The sequence below is a fragment of the Affinundibacterium baiyunense genome, assembly GCF_018139645.1.
Classification (GTDB): Bacteria; Pseudomonadota; Gammaproteobacteria; order Burkholderiales; family Burkholderiaceae_D; genus Undibacterium; species Undibacterium baiyunense.
In genome coordinates this window covers 143,243-159,045 of record NZ_JAGSPM010000004.1, presented here as the reverse complement: position 1 = coordinate 159,045, position 15,803 = coordinate 143,243, and the positions used below count along the sequence as shown (strand labels likewise).

18 protein-coding genes and 1 pseudogene are annotated in these 15,803 nt (G+C 44.4%); 12 read left to right on the top strand and 7 right to left on the bottom strand.

The annotated features are described in order from the left end of the window. Positions 1-52 precede the first annotated feature (52 nt). The 4 genes from KDM92_RS08355 (at position 53) to KDM92_RS08340 (ending at position 4,475) form a co-directional block, all read left to right on the top strand. Positions 53-280 (top strand): sulfurtransferase TusA family protein, encoded by a 228-nt coding sequence (locus KDM92_RS08355; RefSeq protein WP_189344843.1) that lies wholly within the window; start codon positions 53-55, stop codon positions 278-280. A gap of 381 nt (positions 281-661) precedes the next feature. Continuing rightward, positions 662-1,414, top strand: coding sequence for an electron transfer flavoprotein subunit beta/FixA family protein (locus tag KDM92_RS08350; RefSeq protein WP_212683907.1), 753 nt, complete (start codon positions 662-664; stop codon positions 1,412-1,414). 92 nt (positions 1,415-1,506) lie between these two features. Further along, positions 1,507-2,436, top strand: a complete 930-nt coding sequence (locus KDM92_RS08345; RefSeq protein WP_212683906.1) for an electron transfer flavoprotein subunit alpha/FixB family protein — start codon at positions 1,507-1,509, stop codon at positions 2,434-2,436. Between the two features lie 248 nt (positions 2,437-2,684). Further along, complete coding sequence (locus KDM92_RS08340) at positions 2,685-4,475, top strand: acyl-CoA dehydrogenase (protein WP_212683905.1); 1,791 nt, start codon at positions 2,685-2,687, stop codon at positions 4,473-4,475. A gap of 78 nt (positions 4,476-4,553) precedes the next feature. Here KDM92_RS08340 and KDM92_RS18560 read toward each other — a convergent pair whose 3' ends face one another. Then, positions 4,554-4,748 (bottom strand): hypothetical protein, encoded by a 195-nt coding sequence (locus tag KDM92_RS18560; RefSeq protein ID WP_230408244.1) that lies wholly within the window; start codon positions 4,746-4,748, stop codon positions 4,554-4,556. Positions 4,749-5,226: 478 nt separating this feature from the next. Between KDM92_RS18560 and rpsP the strand changes: the two genes are divergently transcribed. The 6 genes from rpsP to KDM92_RS08305 all read left to right on the top strand — a co-directional run bounded on the left by rpsP (position 5,227) and on the right by KDM92_RS08305 (position 9,235). Continuing rightward, positions 5,227-5,478 (top strand): 30S ribosomal protein S16, encoded by a 252-nt coding sequence (rpsP, locus tag KDM92_RS08330; RefSeq protein WP_189344838.1) that lies wholly within the window; start codon positions 5,227-5,229, stop codon positions 5,476-5,478. After that, positions 5,479-6,078 carry a ribosome maturation factor RimM gene (gene rimM / locus KDM92_RS08325; protein WP_230408243.1) on the top strand — a complete coding sequence of 200 codons (600 nt, stop codon included), beginning with the start codon at positions 5,479-5,481 and terminating at the stop codon, positions 6,076-6,078. Between the two features lie 49 nt (positions 6,079-6,127). After that, positions 6,128-6,883 carry a tRNA (guanosine(37)-N1)-methyltransferase TrmD gene (gene trmD, locus KDM92_RS08320; RefSeq protein WP_212683903.1) on the top strand — a complete coding sequence of 252 codons (756 nt, stop codon included), beginning with the start codon at positions 6,128-6,130 and terminating at the stop codon, positions 6,881-6,883. Between the two features lie 161 nt (positions 6,884-7,044). Continuing rightward, complete coding sequence (gene rplS, locus KDM92_RS08315; RefSeq protein ID WP_189344836.1) at positions 7,045-7,419, top strand: 50S ribosomal protein L19; 375 nt, start codon at positions 7,045-7,047, stop codon at positions 7,417-7,419. A 91-nt stretch (positions 7,420-7,510) separates the two neighbouring features. Continuing rightward, positions 7,511-8,191, top strand: a complete 681-nt coding sequence (locus tag KDM92_RS08310) for a CoA pyrophosphatase (protein ID WP_212683902.1) — start codon at positions 7,511-7,513, stop codon at positions 8,189-8,191. Between the two features lie 90 nt (positions 8,192-8,281). Beyond that, complete coding sequence (locus KDM92_RS08305; RefSeq protein WP_212683901.1) at positions 8,282-9,235, top strand: CobD/CbiB family protein; 954 nt, start codon at positions 8,282-8,284, stop codon at positions 9,233-9,235. A 158-nt stretch (positions 9,236-9,393) separates the two neighbouring features. Here KDM92_RS08305 and KDM92_RS08300 read toward each other — a convergent pair whose 3' ends face one another. From KDM92_RS08300 to gloB, 3 genes are all read right to left on the bottom strand, one after another. Then, on the bottom strand, positions 9,394-9,969 hold the full coding sequence (locus KDM92_RS08300) for an elongation factor P (protein WP_189344834.1): 576 nt from the start codon (positions 9,967-9,969) through the stop codon (positions 9,394-9,396). A 124-nt stretch (positions 9,970-10,093) separates the two neighbouring features. After that, positions 10,094-11,248: an elongation factor P maturation arginine rhamnosyltransferase EarP gene (gene earP, locus KDM92_RS08295; RefSeq protein WP_212683900.1), complete on the bottom strand. Its 1,155-nt coding sequence runs from the start codon at positions 11,246-11,248 to the stop codon at positions 10,094-10,096. A 49-nt stretch (positions 11,249-11,297) separates the two neighbouring features. Continuing rightward, entirely contained in the window at positions 11,298-12,098 is an 801-nt protein-coding gene (gene gloB / locus KDM92_RS08290) for a hydroxyacylglutathione hydrolase (RefSeq protein ID WP_212683899.1), read from the bottom strand. An 87-nt stretch (positions 12,099-12,185) separates the two neighbouring features. Here gloB and KDM92_RS08285 point away from each other — a divergent pair, with 87 nt between their 5' ends. Further along, complete coding sequence (locus tag KDM92_RS08285) at positions 12,186-12,908, top strand: class I SAM-dependent methyltransferase (RefSeq protein ID WP_212684078.1); 723 nt, start codon at positions 12,186-12,188, stop codon at positions 12,906-12,908. Further along, the gene (gene rnhA, locus KDM92_RS08280) at positions 12,901-13,335 is read left to right on the top strand and encodes a ribonuclease HI (RefSeq protein ID WP_212683898.1); all 435 of its coding nucleotides are present in this window, start codon (positions 12,901-12,903) and stop codon (positions 13,333-13,335) included. Before KDM92_RS08285 ends, rnhA begins: the two co-directional genes overlap by 8 nt. A gap of 47 nt (positions 13,336-13,382) precedes the next feature. On the opposite strand, the gene KDM92_RS08275 is transcribed toward rnhA, so the two are convergent. From KDM92_RS08275 to KDM92_RS08265, 3 genes and pseudogenes are all read right to left on the bottom strand, one after another. Next, the gene (locus KDM92_RS08275) at positions 13,383-14,282 is read right to left on the bottom strand and encodes a pirin family protein (protein ID WP_230408242.1); all 900 of its coding nucleotides are present in this window, start codon (positions 14,280-14,282) and stop codon (positions 13,383-13,385) included. Beyond that, on the bottom strand, positions 14,282-14,686 hold the full coding sequence (locus KDM92_RS08270; protein WP_212683897.1) for an OsmC family protein: 405 nt from the start codon (positions 14,684-14,686) through the stop codon (positions 14,282-14,284). The genes KDM92_RS08275 and KDM92_RS08270 overlap by 1 nt, the downstream gene beginning before the upstream one ends. Before the next feature lie 54 nt (positions 14,687-14,740). Next, positions 14,741-15,661: pseudogene (locus KDM92_RS08265) on the bottom strand (DMT family transporter). Positions 15,662-15,803: the final 142 nt, after the last annotated feature.

Sequence of the window (15,803 nt, the reverse complement as noted above, 5' to 3'; positions counted from 1 at the left end):
TTGCTTGCTGGATAAATCGGTTTAAGTTTATTTTCTAGCTTCAGGAAAAACCATGCAATTCAATAGAGAACTGGACGCCCGCGGCCTCAATTGCCCGCTTCCAATCTTAAAAGCAAAAAAAGCCTTATCTGAAATGGTAACTGGTGAGGTTTTACGGGTGATAGCGACTGATCCAGGTTCGGTACGCGATTTCAAAGCGTTTTCCAAGCAAACCGGTAATGAATTATTGTCGCATTTAGAAGCAAGCAATGAATTCGAATATTTTTTGAAGCGCAAATAGACAAGAGTCGCTTGCTACAAGTCAATTTTGCTCCATACACAATCTTGATTAAGATTGATTATTTGAGAAATTTTGAGACAGTTTGAAGCGAGAGATCTCGGAAAAGTGTAAAAACCACAAATTATTTTGTGGTTTTTTTTTATCGAAACGAAGTGATTTCATAGAGGAATTCATCAGTTTTCATAAAAAAGAACGAACGTTCTAAAAATGCAGACGCGTTTCCTGTTAACATCTATAATCATCTGCTTTACGTTTACGTCAATTAGTGTCAGCAAATTTGATTTTTGATTTTCTGCGTGCGTAGACTAGCAATCGAATTTTTTAGCTTTATTCTTCGTTTTTTATCTCAATTATCTTAGTAAGCACAGTAAAGGCAAAACTATGAAAGTCTTAGTACCAGTTAAGCGCGTGGTTGACTATAACGTTAAAGTCCGCGTCAAATCCGATGGCTCTGGCGTTGATGTTGCTAACGTCAAGATGTCTATGAATCCATTCGATGAAATCGCTGTGGAAGAAGCGACCCGTTTAAAAGAAGCTGGTGTAGTAACGGAAGTAGTCGCTGTTTCTTGCGGTGTTGCGCAATGCCAAGAAACCTTGCGTACAGCAATGGCGATCGGCGCTGATCGCGGTATTTTGGTTGAGACGGACGAAGAACTACAACCTTTGGCAGTCGCAAAATTGTTGAAAGCTTTGGCAGACAAAGAGCAACCTCAATTGATCATTTTGGGTAAGCAAGCGATTGATGATGATTGCAATCAGACAGGTCAAATGTTGGCAGCATTGTTGGGTTGGCCACAAGCGACTTTTGCTTCTAAGGTTGTGGTTGCAGATGGTAAGGCGACAGTGACGCGTGAAGTCGATGGCGGCTTGGAAACTTTGAGTTTGACCTTGCCAGCAATCGTGACAACCGACTTGCGTTTGAATGAGCCTCGCTATGTGACTTTGCCAAACATCATGAAAGCGAAAAAGAAGACTTTGGATAACGTCAAACCAGCCGATTTGGGTGTGGACGTGACTTCTCGTATCAAGACTTTGAAAGTCGCAGAGCCAGCTAAGCGCTCAGCCGGCATTATTGTTCCTGATGTTGCGACATTAGTCAGCAAATTGAAAAACGAAGCCAAAGTGATCGGCTAAATTTTTTATTTGAGAACATTTTTCCTTATTCATTTCAATCAAATTTTTAAGCAAATTCATTTGTGAATTTGCGGAAACAAGTGGAAAACATCATGACTACACTCGTCATCGCTGAACACGATAATGCTTCCTTGAAGGGAAGTACATTGAACACTGTTACTGCCGCTGCTAAATGCGGTGGTGACGTACACGTATTGGTTGCTGGTCACAATGCTGGCACTGTCGCGCAAGCCGCTGCACAAATTGCTGGCGTCAGCAAAGTCTTACACGCAGACGCTGCTTACTTCGCTGAAGGCTTGGCAGAAAACGTCGCCGAGCAAGTCTTGACGATTGCTTCTGGCTATACACATGTCTTGGCACCAGCAACCGCTTACGGCAAAAACATTTTGCCGCGCGTTGCAGCTAAACTCGACGTTGCACAAATTTCAGAAATCACGAAAGTGGAATCTGCTGATACATTCGAACGTCCAATTTACGCAGGTAATGCGATCGCGACAGTGCAATCGAGCGACGCGATCAAAGTGATCACGGTTCGTACAACAGGTTTTGATGCAGCGGCAACAGGTGGTTCTGCAGCGGTTGAAACAGTTGCCGCAGTGGCTGATAGCGGCAAGTCTGCTTTCGTATCACGCGAAGTGGCGAAATCGGATCGTCCAGAATTGACGGCTGCGAAAGTGATCGTTTCTGGTGGTCGTGGATTGGGTTCTGCAGATGCATTTAAAGTTTTAGAGCCATTAGCTGACAAACTCGGCGCAGCAATGGGCGCATCTCGTGCAGCGGTTGATGCGGGTTATGTGCCAAACGATTGGCAAGTGGGTCAAACAGGTAAGATCGTTGCGCCAACTTTGTATATCGCGGTCGGTATCTCTGGCGCAATCCAACATTTGGCTGGTATGAAAGATTCCAAAACCATCGTGGCAATCAACAAAGATCCAGAAGCACCGATTTTCTCTGTAGCGGACTACGGTATTGTTGGTGACTTATTCGAAATCGTGCCGCAATTGGTAACGGAATTGGGATAAGTTTAAAAACATGCGAACACGTCATTCCCGCGAAAGCGGGAATCCATGTTTGCTCAAGTCAGTGTGTTAAATTTGGATTCCCGCTTTTGCGGGAATGACGGTTCAAGATGCGTGAAAATGTTGAAAAATCACGGTGACATTGACGCAAAGAATTCGTAAGCCGAAGAGGGCGCAGAGAAAACTTGGGTGATCTCTGCGCCCTTTATGCTTCCGCGGCAAAAAAATTAATTTTATTATTCGGAGATTGTATGAGCTACGTTGCCCCATTAAAAGACATTTTGTTTGTCATGAATGAATTGGCGGGTCTTGCTGATGTGAATGCCTTACCTGGCTGTGAAGATGCGACGCCTGAAACGGTGGAGGCAGTATTGGAAGAGAGTGCGAAGTTCACCAGCGAAGTCATTGCACCCTTGAATTGGGCTGGCGACCAAGAGCCTAGCTATTGGAAAGACGGTCAAGTTTTCACTACTAAGGGCTTTAAAGAAGCTTTCAAGATGTTTGCTGAAGGAGGCTGGCAGGGCATGCAACATCCTACTGAATTTGGCGGTCAGGGTTTGCCAAAATTGGTAGCAACGCCTTGTATGGAAATGTTGCACGCAGCGAACTTGTCGTTTGCTTTGTGCCCATTGCTCAGCGATGGCGCGATTGAAGCCTTGTTGACTGCTGGTAGTGATGCCGACAAAGCGACTTACCTCGAAAATTTGGTATCTGGTAAGTGGACAGGTACCATGAACTTGACTGAGCCGCAAGCTGGTTCGGATTTGGCGATGGTGCGTACACGTGCAGTACCACAAGGTGATGGCACTTATAAAGTTTTCGGTACGAAGATTTTCATCACTTATGGTGAACACGATATGGCGGAAAATATCGTGCACTTGGTCTTGGCTCGCACACCAGATGCACCAGAAGGCGTGAAAGGTATCTCACTGTTTATCGTGCCGAAATTCTTGGTGAATGCTGATGGAAGCTTAGGTGCACGTAATGATGCGCATTGTGTTTCTATCGAACATAAACTTGGTATTAAAGCTAGCCCAACATGCGTACTGCAATTTGGCGATAATGGCGGCGCAATTGGTACTTTAGTTGGTGAAGAAAACCGTGGCCTCGAATACATGTTCATTATGATGAACGCCGCACGCTTTGGCGTTGGCATGCAAGGCATTGCAGTTGCAGAACGTGCTTATCAAAAGGCAGTGTCTTATGCTAAAGATCGTGTGCAATCACGTGATTTGGCTGGATCCCCAGGTCCTGTGGCGATTATTAATCATCCAGATGTGCGCCGCATGTTGATGTCGATGCGCGCGCAAATCGAAGGCGCACGTGCCTTGGCTTACGTCGCTGCAGCAATGAGCGACAAAGCGCACCATGCAAGCGACGAGGCAGTACGTAAACAAAATCAAGCAGCCTACGAATACTTAGTGCCTATCGTAAAAGGTTGGTCGACTGAGATGTCTTTGAATGTCACATCCACTGGCGTGCAAGTGCATGGTGGTATGGGCTTTATCGAAGAAACAGGCGCGGCCCAATACTATCGCGACGCACAGATTCTGACGATCTATGAGGGGACTACAGCAATTCAGGCGAACGACTTAGTTGGTCGCAAAACAGCACGTGATGCGGGTGCGGTAGCAAAACATTTTATTGCCCAAATTGGTGCTACTCAAGCTGAATTGGCAGCGAGCAGCAATGCTGATTTACAAGCGATTGCTAAGCAATTGGCAGTTGGTGCAACGGCTTTGGAAGAGGTCGTCAACTTCGTGGTCGCTAATTTTAAATCTGACATCAAAGCGGTATTCTCAGGCAGCGTTCCGTATTTGAAATTAGCTGGGGTCGTCTTCGGTGGTTGGCAGTTAGCGCGTGCTGCGCAAATTGCGCACGCTAAATTGCAAGCGGGTGATGGTGATGCTAGCTTTAATCAGGCAAAACTGGCGACAGCACGGTTCTTTGCCGATCATATCTTGACGACCGCGTTTGGTTTGAGTGTGTCGATTGTGGATGGAAGTGCTGGCGTGATGGCGTTGAGTAACGATCAGTTTTAAATTTTTAATTCGACAGGGTTAAAAAATGGCGCAAAGTTAAAAAAACTTGGCGCCATTTGTTTTTTTGATTGTTAGCTGTTAGCCGTAAGCGCCACCTGTGTAAAGTAGATCAAATCCACGTGCCATTACAAACAGTAAGGAAATCGCACCGAGGCCTACGCTAAATACAAGCAGAATCGCTAAGGGCCATGAGGACGCACTCTTTGTCCCTGAGTGTGGGTTGAACTGCGCATCCCAATGCTCATCCGATTTTAATCCAAGTACTAAGCACATTAGGATGCTGATTAAGAACGATAGCATCCATGGTCCGAAAGTGATAAAAAAGTTCAAATTGAAATAGAGTTTTGAAATTAAAAAAGAAATTGGCAAGCTCATGAAATGCAGCCATGCAAAATTGTCGCGTTTTCCATATAGGTAAAGGCGATGCGCTCCCAAACTGCCAAAGAGGAGGCAAATCAACACAGTAAGGGTTTTGTTTTTGTGTTTGCTGATTGTCATAGTGGAATTTTTAATGCTTTTGAGTAAATAACCATTTTATCGGATTTGTTGTTTTTGATCTGCATTCATGATGAATCGAGGCGAATTCATTCGGCGTAGTAAATTTCTTTGGAATAGCGTAGAAAGCGAAGGCAAAAATCAGGTAAAATGTTAGGTTTTACGAAGCCACGATTCAATAGTTCTTGCAGAGATACTGCTTTGCGGGCTATAATTTGCGGCTTTTTCCGTCCTTTGACAATTTTTTGGAAATATTATGGTCGTTATTCGTTTAGCTCGTGGTGGTGCAAAAAAGCGCCCTTTCTACAATATCGTTGCAGCTGATTCACGTAATCGTCGTGATGGTCGTTTCATCGAGCGTATTGGTTTCTACAACCCAGTAGCAACTGGCAATGCAGAAGAAGTTCGCATTGCTGCTGATCGTTTGGCTTACTGGCAAGGTGTTGGTGCACAAATGTCCCCAGCTGTTGCACGTTTGGCTGCTCAAGTAGCAAAAAAAGCAGCTTAATTGTCTGCAGTAATTGAAGTAAGACAGGCAGTGCAAGTATCTGCAAATCAATCTGCTCCTGATGATCTGGTCATTGTTGGCTATGTCTCAGGGGCATTTGGTCTTCAAGGGTGGGTGAAAATTCGTCCTTACTCGACGACTGCAGATGCTTTGTTAGATGCGCCGTCGTTCTGGTTAGAATCTAGCGCGCAAGCTGCTGGTGCCCCAAGCTTAAGTGAATATAAACGATTAAGCTCAAAAGTGCATGGTGAAGATGTGGTGGCAAGATTGGACGAAGTTCCAGATCGGACTGCTGCGGAAGCTTTGAAAGGATGTGTCGTCAAAGTGTCGCGCCAAGCTTTTCCTGCGTTAGAGCAAGATGAGTTTTATTGGGTCGATTTGATTGGCTTGTCTGTTCAGAATTTACAAGGTGAGAATCTTGGTGTTGTTCGAGCTATGATGGACAACGGTGCTCAATCAATTTTACGTGTCGCTGGCAGTGATGTGCCCGAAGCAGAATTGATCAAGCATGAACGTTTAATTCCTTTCGTGGATCACTTCATTAAAGAGGTTAATCGCGAAGAGAAGAAGATCGTCGTTGACTGGGGCATCGATTATTAAAGCAAAATTTGTTGGAATCGATCGATGTTCGTCTATTGGAGCGTGATGAATGCAATTTGATGTCATTACGCTGTTTCCAGAAATGTTTGCTGCGATTACGCAATCTGGTGTAACGCGTCGCGCATTTGAGCAAGATAAATGCGCATTGCAGTTTTGGAATCCACGCGATTTCACAACAGATAGACATAGAACCGTTGATGATAGGCCGTATGGTGGTGGTCCCGGCATGGTGATGATGGCCAAGCCTTTGCAGATGGCGCTGCATGCCGCGAAAGCAAGGCAGCAAAATCTAGGTCTGACAAAGCCTAAAGTTCTTTATTTGTCACCACAAGGTAAACCTATCAATCACGCACGCGTGATGGAGTGGGCGGCACAAGATGGTTTGGTTTTGTTGTGTGGTCGTTATGAGGCGGTTGATCAACGATTGTTAGATCGTGAAGTCGATGAAGAAATTAGCTTAGGTGACTTTGTTTTGTCTGGTGGTGAATTGCCCGCAATGGCATTAATGGATGCGGTAATTCGTCAATTGCCAGGTGTATTGCATGATGAGGCGTCGGCAGTTGAAGATAGTTTTGTGAATGGCTTGTTGGATTGTCCGCATTACACTAGGCCAGAAGTGTTTGAAGAGCAAAGCGTGCCAACCGTCTTGTTAGGTGGTAATCACGCAGAGATTGCAAAATGGCGACGTCAGCAATCTTTATTGGTGAGCGGGCAAAAGCGCCCAGAATTAATCGAGCAAGCGCGCAAGGCGGGTTTGCTTAGTAAAGCGGATGAGCAATTTTTAAAATCGCTCAAACCGATGTAAGAAATTCGCGACTTTATGTGCGAGTCAAACATGCAAAATGAGTGCATGTGTTTAGCGTGAGCTGAAGCAGTTATCAGTTCACATGTTTAATCCCATCCTCTACTGAGCAAAATAGCGTAAGCGAATATAGGCGTCAGCAAGATGGTAATTGGAGTGAAAAAATGGATTTGATCCAAACATTAGAGCAAGAAGAAATTGCTCGCTTAGGTAAAAACATCCCTGAATTTGCACCTGGCGATACAGTGGTTGTTAACGTTAACGTTGTTGAAGGCACACGTAAGCGTGCTCAGGCGTACGAAGGCGTTGTTATCGCTCGTCGTAACCGTGGTTTGAATTCGAACTTCATCGTTCGTAAAATCTCTTCTGGTGAAGGCGTTGAGCGTACATTCCAATTGTACTCACCATTGATCGCTTCTATCGAAGTGAAACGCCGTGGTGACGTACGTCGCGCTAAGTTGTACTACTTGCGTGACCGTTCTGGTAAATCTGCTCGTATTAAAGAGAAATTGCCAAATCGTAAAGCAGCAGCTGTGTAATCTACACAATGTTTGTTTTGTGATTCTAGAAAGAGGGGTGCCGATGGCATCCCTTTTTTGTTTGTGAACTTTTTTCATGATCGCGGTAATGATGGCGATACTCAACTTTGATCCCCAATCTTTAGAGATACATTCGTACGCAGATGAAACTGCGCTGCCAAGCAGTAAAATGTCTCTGGAATTTTTACGTCAACGTTTTCAGTTGGAGCTTTCTTGGTCGCCTGAAAATACAGGTGAATCAAGCTTGTATCGAGGAATGGACTTCAAGCCCGCATCTGTGTTGTTGCCATTGCTTGTACGTGAACAAGGTTTGCAAGTGTTATTGACGCAAAGAGCGGCACATCTACATCATCATGGAGGGCAGATCAGTTTTCCTGGTGGGCGAGTAGATGCAAGCGACACTTCCGTTGAGCATACTGCCTTGCGCGAGGCGCAAGAAGAGGTGGGATTGCTGGAGTCTCAGATTGAAGTGTTAGGGTGTTTGCCAGAATACCTTACTGGCACAGGATTTTTGGTTACTCCTGTGGTTGCATTGGTGCATCCGCCTTATAATTTTCGTTCTGATCCATTTGAAGTTGCTTCTATTTTTGAGGTGCCTTTGAGTTTTTTAATGAACCCTCAACATCACCAACGTCGTCAATTTGATTTTCCGGATGGCCGAGGTCGGCGTAGTTTCTACGCGATTCCATATCAAGAATATTTTATTTGGGGAGCAACCGCTGGCATGCTGCGTAACTTATTCCATTTTTTACGTGCAGATCTACCTGATTGAGTAGGTGATCTACTTCATAAACGGGTCAAATCAGTTTACACTGGAGATCTTTTCTAAGTCATCCCTCAAAGGGAAGTTTGCAGACTCACTATGACATTTCTCTCCATACTCTTCGCGCTCTTGATTGAGCAACTCAAGCCACTGAGAGTGGATAATCCGGTATATACGCAAGTACAGTTTTTTGCCGTAAAGGTCGAAGCTTGGTGTAACGCAGGCAAAGCACATCATGGAAGAACTGGTTGGTTTATTGTGGTTGGCGCGCTCACAATCCCAACGGCTTTGGTCTATTGGTTGTGTCTTCACTTGAATCCATTTGCTGCCTTTATTTGGAATGTTCTTATTGTCTATCTTACTTTAGGGTTTCGTCGTTACAGTCATTACTTTACTTCGATACAAGTTGCGTTGAATGCTGGTGATGACGATGCTGCGCGTAAATATTTGTCCGATTGGATTAATAAGGATTGTTCGTCGATGAGTGCGTCTGACGTGGCGCGTGGTGCGGTTGAGCGTTCTTTGATTGCTTCGCATCGAAATGTATTTGGTGTATTTTTTTGGTTTTTGATGCCGGTTGGACCTGCTTGTGCGGTGATGTATCGAATGTCGGAATTTTTGTCGAGAGAGTGGTGTGAACCTGAACACATGCAAAATGAGGAGTTTGGCCAGTTTGCGAAAAAAGTGTTTTATTGGATAGATTGGGTGCCGGCCAGATTGACTGCGGTTGCTTTTGCTGTAGTAGGAAATTTTGAAGATGCGATTTATTCATGGCGTAATTATGCGAGCCGTTGGAGTGATGAATTGCTTGGGATTATTCTGTCGGCGGGTGGTGGTGCAATTGGCGTCCGTTTGGGGGAGCCAGAGACCAAGGCTTTGGTGGTGTTGAACGCAGACGCTAGTGCGGTCGACGTTGATAGTTTGGAGTTGGAAAGTCAGCCAGGCATGGAGGCAAATCCACGCTCACTGCAAAGTGCGGTAGGTTTGGTTTGGCGAGCACTTTTATTGTGGATGTTATTGTTGTTGTTGCTATCTTTTGCAGTTTGGTTGTAGTGACTGCTTTAAGTAAAAATAGAAACCCGCCTTTAATTGGCGGGTTTTTTATTGGGCGGTTTTAAGTCGTCCTGTGTCTGTAGAGCGCAGAGCGAAATAATAGTAAAAAAAACGCTGTTCAATTGAACAGCGTTTTTTTGTGAATCTATAACGCGAACTTAATTGCGTACTACGCGCTTGTATTCGTTTGTGCGAGTATCGATTTCGATAATGTCGTCTTGGCTAACGAATAATGGTACTTGTACGATATGGCAGTGTGCTTCAATCGCATTTTCGATTTTCGCTTCTTTCAATACGTTACCAGAAGTGTTGCCTTTTACAGCTGGTTCAGAGTAGATGACTTGACGAGCGATCGTTGTTGGCAATTCTACAGAAATCGCTTTGCCATCATAGAAAACTGCTTCGCATTCCATGCCGTCTTTGAGGTAATGCAATGCATCGCCCAAGTTTTCTTCTTCGATCTCATATTGATTGTATTCAGCATCCATGAATACGAACAATGGATCTGCGAAGTAAGAGTAAGTTACTGGTTTTTTGTCGAGAACAACAACATCAAACTTGTCATCGCCACGGAATACGTTTTCCAATGGGCTGTTAGTCAACAAGTTTTTCATTTTCCACTTGTAAGTGAAGCCAGTGCGGCTAGAGCCGTTAACGTCTGAGCGCAATACGATCATTGGTTTGCTGTCGACCATAATGATGTTGCCAACGCGAATTTCTTTTGCAGGTTTCATAGTAATTTATGTAAAAAGTAGGTTGCTTAAAAATCATCTGTTGCCTACTGGAATATTGAAAATATTGCCCTGCAAGCTCAGCTTAGATTGAATCGGAAAATACATTAAAAATTAACCGCGTATTTTAACCTATTTTTTTGTCCAATTCCTGTTTTGCTTTGATGAAGCTCAATAAATTTGAGCTCATATCGCCTAGATTTCGCATCTGCTGCTGCCAATCAAGGCTTAGCTGTTGGATGCTGTTGAGATCTGCTCTAAAGTTTGACCACAGTTCAGGCCAGTTTGGTGCTTGCGAAACGCCATTCCATGCGAGTGAGAAAAGTTTGCTTGCTTGGCTTTCTGCATCATGTACATTTAAAAATGCTTTTAGTTTTTTGTGGTGAAGATTCTCATCCTGCGGATAAATATGCCAGATAAAGGCCTTGCCTGCCCATTGCGCTCGAACAAATGAGTCCTCACCTCGAACGAAATTGAGATCACAGCTCCACAATAATTTGTCGTACTCGGCTTGTGGCAAAAAGGGAATGATATGCAGAGACAAATTCCCTTTTTGATACTTTGACCCTGACAGCGGTTCGCATTGCAAGAAGCCAGCAATCTTGTCTTGCGCTACCCCCGTGGGAATGAGGCAGCTAATCTTTTCGATTGAATGTTCCCATGTTTTCAGTAAATCCATTAAGGGTGCGTGCGGGTAGCAGAACATGGAAATTTTAAAGGATTTTACGTCTTGGTCACTGAGTCCTAAATTGTGCAGAAACGCATTTTTTTCTTGTTTTTCTAAGTTGAACTGTTGTGCTTGTTCAAGTAAATCTTTTTCTAGTATGAGTCCGCCAGTTTTTTTATTAAAACCTGGGAAGAAAAAATATTTCGTCAATGGATATTGCGGATGCGAAGAAGGTAAGGTGTGACAACCTTCAACCCAATCTTCTGCAGTTAAGCCCTCTAAGTTTATCCAAATTGGTTGGGGCTGACATTTCGCCATGGTCGCAATGTAATTGGGCGGAATATCGCAACCAAAAAACTCAATCACGATATCAGCGATGTCGGCGACTTCAAATTGCTGATCTTGTCGCTGCCAATGTTGTATCTGAATATGTTGTACGGTTTGGTGTTCGCTTTCTATACAAACTTCGGGGCAGATTTTTTTGAAGCTTGCTAGATCATCTACCCAAAGTGTTACCTCAATTGCATGCTCATTGCGGAGCTGGCGTACGAGCCGCCAGCAAATGCCGATGTCGCCAAAGTTATCAACGACTTTACAAAAAAGTGCCAGATTCATGGGTTCAGATTGTGTATGCAAGATCGATGATGGAGGAGATTCGTTTTACTTAACGATAAATATTTTTCCACTCGCGTAGCGCAGTAAAACATGCAACTTCATCTTGCGTATCGGTGATTTTGTCATTTGTTTTAAGTGTGTCTATTACCGCGGAAATTCTGCTTCTCAGAAATGGATTTGTACGTTTTTCCAGCCCAATATTGCTAGGAACTGTGGGCACGCCAGCATTGCGTTTTTCTTGTGCTTCCACCATACGTTGTTGTAGCTCTTGATTATTTGGCTCAACAGCAAGTGCAAACTTCAGATTGGAGAGGGTGTATTCGTGCGCGCAGTAAACTGCAGTGGCATCTGGCAAACGTGCAAGTGTATCGAGTGAATCCAGCATTTGAGCTGGCGTTCCTTCAAATAATCTACCGCAACCACCAGCGAACAAAGTATCACCGCAAAACAGACTTTGTAATTGCATAGAATAGTAGGCGATATGTCCAAATGTGTGCCCTGGAACAGCGATTACTTTTAAACGCAAGTTGAGCGTATCTATATGAATTTCATCATCGTCATCAAGTGGAATTGTTACCGCATCAATTCCATCATGCGCAGGGCCGTAAACAGGGATTTGAAACTGTTCTACCAACAGATTTACACCACCGATGTGATCCGCGTGGTGATGTGTTAGTAAAATGGCTCGCAATTGCAATTGGTGTTTTTCTAGCGCAGCAAGGATAGGTGTCGCATCGCCTGGATCGACGACAATTGCCTCGCGCTGATTATGAATTAGCCACAGATAATTGTCGTCAAAAGCGGGTACAGTCAATATACTAAGCGTTTGGTCATCTATCTGATTATTCATATTCGGATTTTCCTGATTTTTTAAGTGAGTGAAGTGAACGTATCCAATTCTACGCAGTCCACCATTATAGACTTAGGTGATTGGTTGATGCAGCCAGCCGGTGATTATATCTGCGCGTGGGAGCAAGCACAGTTTGATCTATTAACTGCGGATATCTTTGGATTCCATGCATTGCAAATTGGTTTGCCGCAATTGCCAGCGTTGGCAGCTAGCCGTATGCCACATCAATGGCAAACTGCTAGTTCATTTCCAAACCAAAACACGAAGGCGTGTCAAGCAGTGGTCTTGGTTCACGACTTTGCAGAACTCCCATTTGATTCGCAAAGTATCGACTTGATTGTCTTGCCGCATGTGCTGGAATTTGCCAAAGAACCGCACCAAATTTTACGCGAGGTGGATAGAATTCTCATACCCGAAGGACGCGTGATTATCACAGGAATGAATCGTGTCAGTTTGTGGGGAGGTCGGCAATTCTTTGGGCGCTTGATCAATCGGCATTTTTTACCCGAAGAGGGTGAGTTCATTAGTCCACATCGTCTGCGAGATTGGCTCAAGTTGTTGAGCATGGAAGTAGGTCAAACCCGCTTTGGTTGCTATGCACTTGCAGTGAATAATGAACAATGGTTGCAAAACTCAGGGATGATGGAAAGTTTAGGTCAACGTTGGTGGCCAAGATTAGGTGCGGTTTATATGATTGAGGCGGTTAAACGTGTACGAGGTATGCATTTAGTCGGCCCAGCATTAAAACAAAAACGTGTGCGGCAGACTAGTGCGGTGCCAGTCGCAAATAAAATAAAAGAACATGGATAAAATTAAGATTTATACAGATGGTGCTTGCAAAGGTAATCCGGGTGTAGGTGGTTGGGGCGCGATTCTTATTGCTGGAACTCGCGAAAAAGAATTGTTCGGTGGCGAGCGTGAAACCACCAATAATCGTATGGAATTAATGGCGGTGATTCAGGCCTTGCAGGCATTAAAGCGACCATGCGAGATTGCCTTGTACACGGATAGTCAGTATGTCTTAAAAGGCATTACCGAATGGATCGACGGCTGGAAAGCGAAAGGGTGGAAAACTGCCGCAAAAGCACCAGTAAAAAACGTCGATCTCTGGCAACAGTTAGACCAAGCACGCCAAGTCCATAAAATTGATTGGATATGGGTGCGTGGTCACACAGGTGATGCTGGAAATGAGCGTGCTGATCAGTTAGCAAATATGGGTGTGGATTCTGTGCTGTAATTTGGACGTTTAGGTTGGATCTCAGGCACTCATTTGCAATTGCAGATTTACTTAGAGAGGCTTTTCGGTAAAGGAATCCTTTCAGTCTCGCCCGGTACTTGTCCCATTCCTAGTGCGTTATCGCCGGCTTCCCACGCTATTGCTGCGTTATCGATGTCTTCTTTTTTGCTAGCGACAAAATTCCACCACATAAACCGGTGCCCGAGTGCTTTTCCACCGATGATGACGAAGCGTGCTGGGTGTGCGCCTGTGGTGATTGCTTGTTCTTGATCCAACACCAGCATCGTGTGCATTTCTAATGTGTTGCCTGCAATACTAATTTGATTTTCTATGGAGTAGATCGCCTGCTCATCCGCTAGCATAGGAAGTTGCCATTGACTGTTTGCTGGTAATTGAATATCAAGGTAGAGCGTTGGTGACAAAGCTGGTACGGGCGAGCTGAGGCCAAATGCACTGCCGACTAATACGCGTCCGGTTGCCTCATGATTGTGGGCAATTGGTATCGCTGTAGCTGGTGTATGGCTAAATGAGGCGGGAATTTTTTCTTGATCTTCGGGGATCGCTAACCATAGTTGCAGACCATGATTGGTGTAGGTATCATTTTTGTGTTCTTCTGGTTTGCGCTCTGAGTGTACGATGCCTTTACCGGCAATCATGAAGTTGATAGCACCTGGTTCTATTCTTTGTGTATAGCCTAGATTATCTCGGTGCATGATCACTCCCTCGAACAAATAGGTGAGTGTGGCGAGTCCGATATGTGGATGTGGGCGCACATCATGATTGTCGTTTGGCGTGATTGTGACAGGTCCAAAATGATCAAAGAAGATAAATGGTCCGACTGCTTGTCTTGTCGCACTTGGTAATAAGCGACGCACTACAAAGCCACCACCTAAATCTTTATTGTGTGGTCTAAGCAGTTTGTTGGGTTCCATTTTGTTGGTATCCATTACGCACGCTCCACTTTGGTCGTGATTTCAGTCGTGACACTAGCCATCAATTTGTGTACCGGACATTTTTCGGCAACCGCACTAATTTGTGCGAATTCTTCCTCGCTAAATTCACCTTGCACCAACAGAGTCGCTGCTAGCTTATAAATACCTCGTCGTTCTTGTGAATCATCACGTTCGATGCGGGTGTCGATGTGAGTGATATTAATATTTTTCTTCTTCGCGTACCACATTAAGGTTAGTGCTTTGCAAGAAGCAAGCGCCGCATCATATAAATCATGCGGACTTGGGCCGAGATCTTCACCACCTTCGGCAACTGCGATGTCAGTCGTCAATGTATGGGTCTTGATGTGGACTTCTTGCGCGAGTTTAGTGTTTGCTTTGGAATTGAGTTGAATAGACATCGTGATTCCTTCTAGAAGGGTGAGGGCTAATACAAGCTAGTCGTATTGGCTGATCTATTGTAGCGAGCTTTTATTTTGTTGGTGTGACGAGATCATGATGCCAGTAACAATAAAGCCAAATGCTACTAAGTGATACCAATGTGGTAACTCGCCCAAAATCACAGAAGACAATAGCGCAGTAAATAAGGGTGTTAAATTGACAAAGAAACTAGCCACATTGGGACCCGCACGTTGCACACCCGCGCCCCAACAACGAAACGCGATGATGGCTGGGCCTATTGCGACGAAGCAAATTGCAGCGATTAAGTTCCAGCTCCAGTTAATGTGATAATCAATCAATGCCCACTCGGTACCTGCAAACAAGGCAGACCAAATAAGGCCATAACTAATTTGCGCCAATAAGAAATGTGACTAATCTTTGCGTATGTCGTTATCGCGTGTTTTGTCATTTAACAGCCAGCTATAAAAAGACCAAGCAATCGTGGCAGCGATCATCAATAAATCACCTGGAACTAATTGAAATGCTAGTAGCTGCTGTAAGCTGCCTCGACTGAGTACAAGCACGACACCGAGAATTGACAGCAATGCACCCGTAACTTGTTTTTTATTAATGCTTGTACCAAAAAATGTGGCACCGACCAGTAGCATCCAAATTGGCATGCCAGAGGCCACCAAAGTCACATTGATCGGTGTTGAACTTTGTAACGCTAAATATTGCAAAGCGTTGTACAAACCGATGCCTAGTAGACCGAGCATCAAATAATACTTCGCATCGCGCCACAGGCTGCTGCCGGATTTAAAAATTGGATAGGCGAAAGGGAGTAGGAGGAAAAATGCTAATGTCCAGCGTAGGAGATTTAATGTCGTTGGAGGAATCGATTGATAAATCATTCTCCCCAAGATGGCGTTGCCTGCCCAAAGTACAGGAGGAATAGTCAAAAGGGCAATTGTACTTATGGAGAGGGGAGAGCGCATAGAAGGTTTATCGAAATCGATTTTCGTATTATCTGCTGAAAATAAGTTTGTCGTGATTAGTGTGAGCGGACATAATCAGAAATTATATTTATATTAAATTAGTCTTAATTTTGCACTTTTTAAATATTTGACGTATTAAAAT

Bases quoted from the DNA above. Each gene is read 5' to 3' on its own strand.
- KDM92_RS08355 (WP_189344843.1), top strand. From the start codon at position 53: ATGCAATTCAATAGAGAACTGGACGCCCGCGGCCTCAATTGCCCGCTT.
- KDM92_RS08350 (WP_212683907.1), top strand. From the start codon at position 662: ATGAAAGTCTTAGTACCAGTTAAGCGCGTGGTTGACTATAACGTTAAA.
- KDM92_RS08345 (WP_212683906.1), top strand. From the start codon at position 1,507: ATGACTACACTCGTCATCGCTGAACACGATAATGCTTCCTTGAAGGGA.
- KDM92_RS08340 (WP_212683905.1), top strand. From the start codon at position 2,685: ATGAGCTACGTTGCCCCATTAAAAGACATTTTGTTTGTCATGAATGAA.
- KDM92_RS18560 (WP_230408244.1), bottom strand. From the start codon at position 4,748: ATGTGCTTAGTACTTGGATTAAAATCGGATGAGCATTGGGATGCGCAG.
- rpsP (WP_189344838.1), top strand. From the start codon at position 5,227: ATGGTCGTTATTCGTTTAGCTCGTGGTGGTGCAAAAAAGCGCCCTTTC.
- trmD (WP_212683903.1), top strand. From the start codon at position 6,128: ATGCAATTTGATGTCATTACGCTGTTTCCAGAAATGTTTGCTGCGATT.
- rplS (WP_189344836.1), top strand. From the start codon at position 7,045: ATGGATTTGATCCAAACATTAGAGCAAGAAGAAATTGCTCGCTTAGGT.
- KDM92_RS08310 (WP_212683902.1), top strand. From the start codon at position 7,511: ATGGCGATACTCAACTTTGATCCCCAATCTTTAGAGATACATTCGTAC.
- KDM92_RS08305 (WP_212683901.1), top strand. From the start codon at position 8,282: ATGACATTTCTCTCCATACTCTTCGCGCTCTTGATTGAGCAACTCAAG.
- KDM92_RS08300 (WP_189344834.1), bottom strand. From the start codon at position 9,969: ATGAAACCTGCAAAAGAAATTCGCGTTGGCAACATCATTATGGTCGAC.
- earP (WP_212683900.1), bottom strand. From the start codon at position 11,248: ATGAATCTGGCACTTTTTTGTAAAGTCGTTGATAACTTTGGCGACATC.
- gloB (WP_212683899.1), bottom strand. From the start codon at position 12,098: ATGAATAATCAGATAGATGACCAAACGCTTAGTATATTGACTGTACCC.
- KDM92_RS08285 (WP_212684078.1), top strand. From the start codon at position 12,186: ATGCAGCCAGCCGGTGATTATATCTGCGCGTGGGAGCAAGCACAGTTT.
- rnhA (WP_212683898.1), top strand. From the start codon at position 12,901: ATGGATAAAATTAAGATTTATACAGATGGTGCTTGCAAAGGTAATCCG.
- KDM92_RS08275 (WP_230408242.1), bottom strand. From the start codon at position 14,282: ATGGATACCAACAAAATGGAACCCAACAAACTGCTTAGACCACACAAT.
- KDM92_RS08270 (WP_212683897.1), bottom strand. From the start codon at position 14,686: ATGTCTATTCAACTCAATTCCAAAGCAAACACTAAACTCGCGCAAGAA.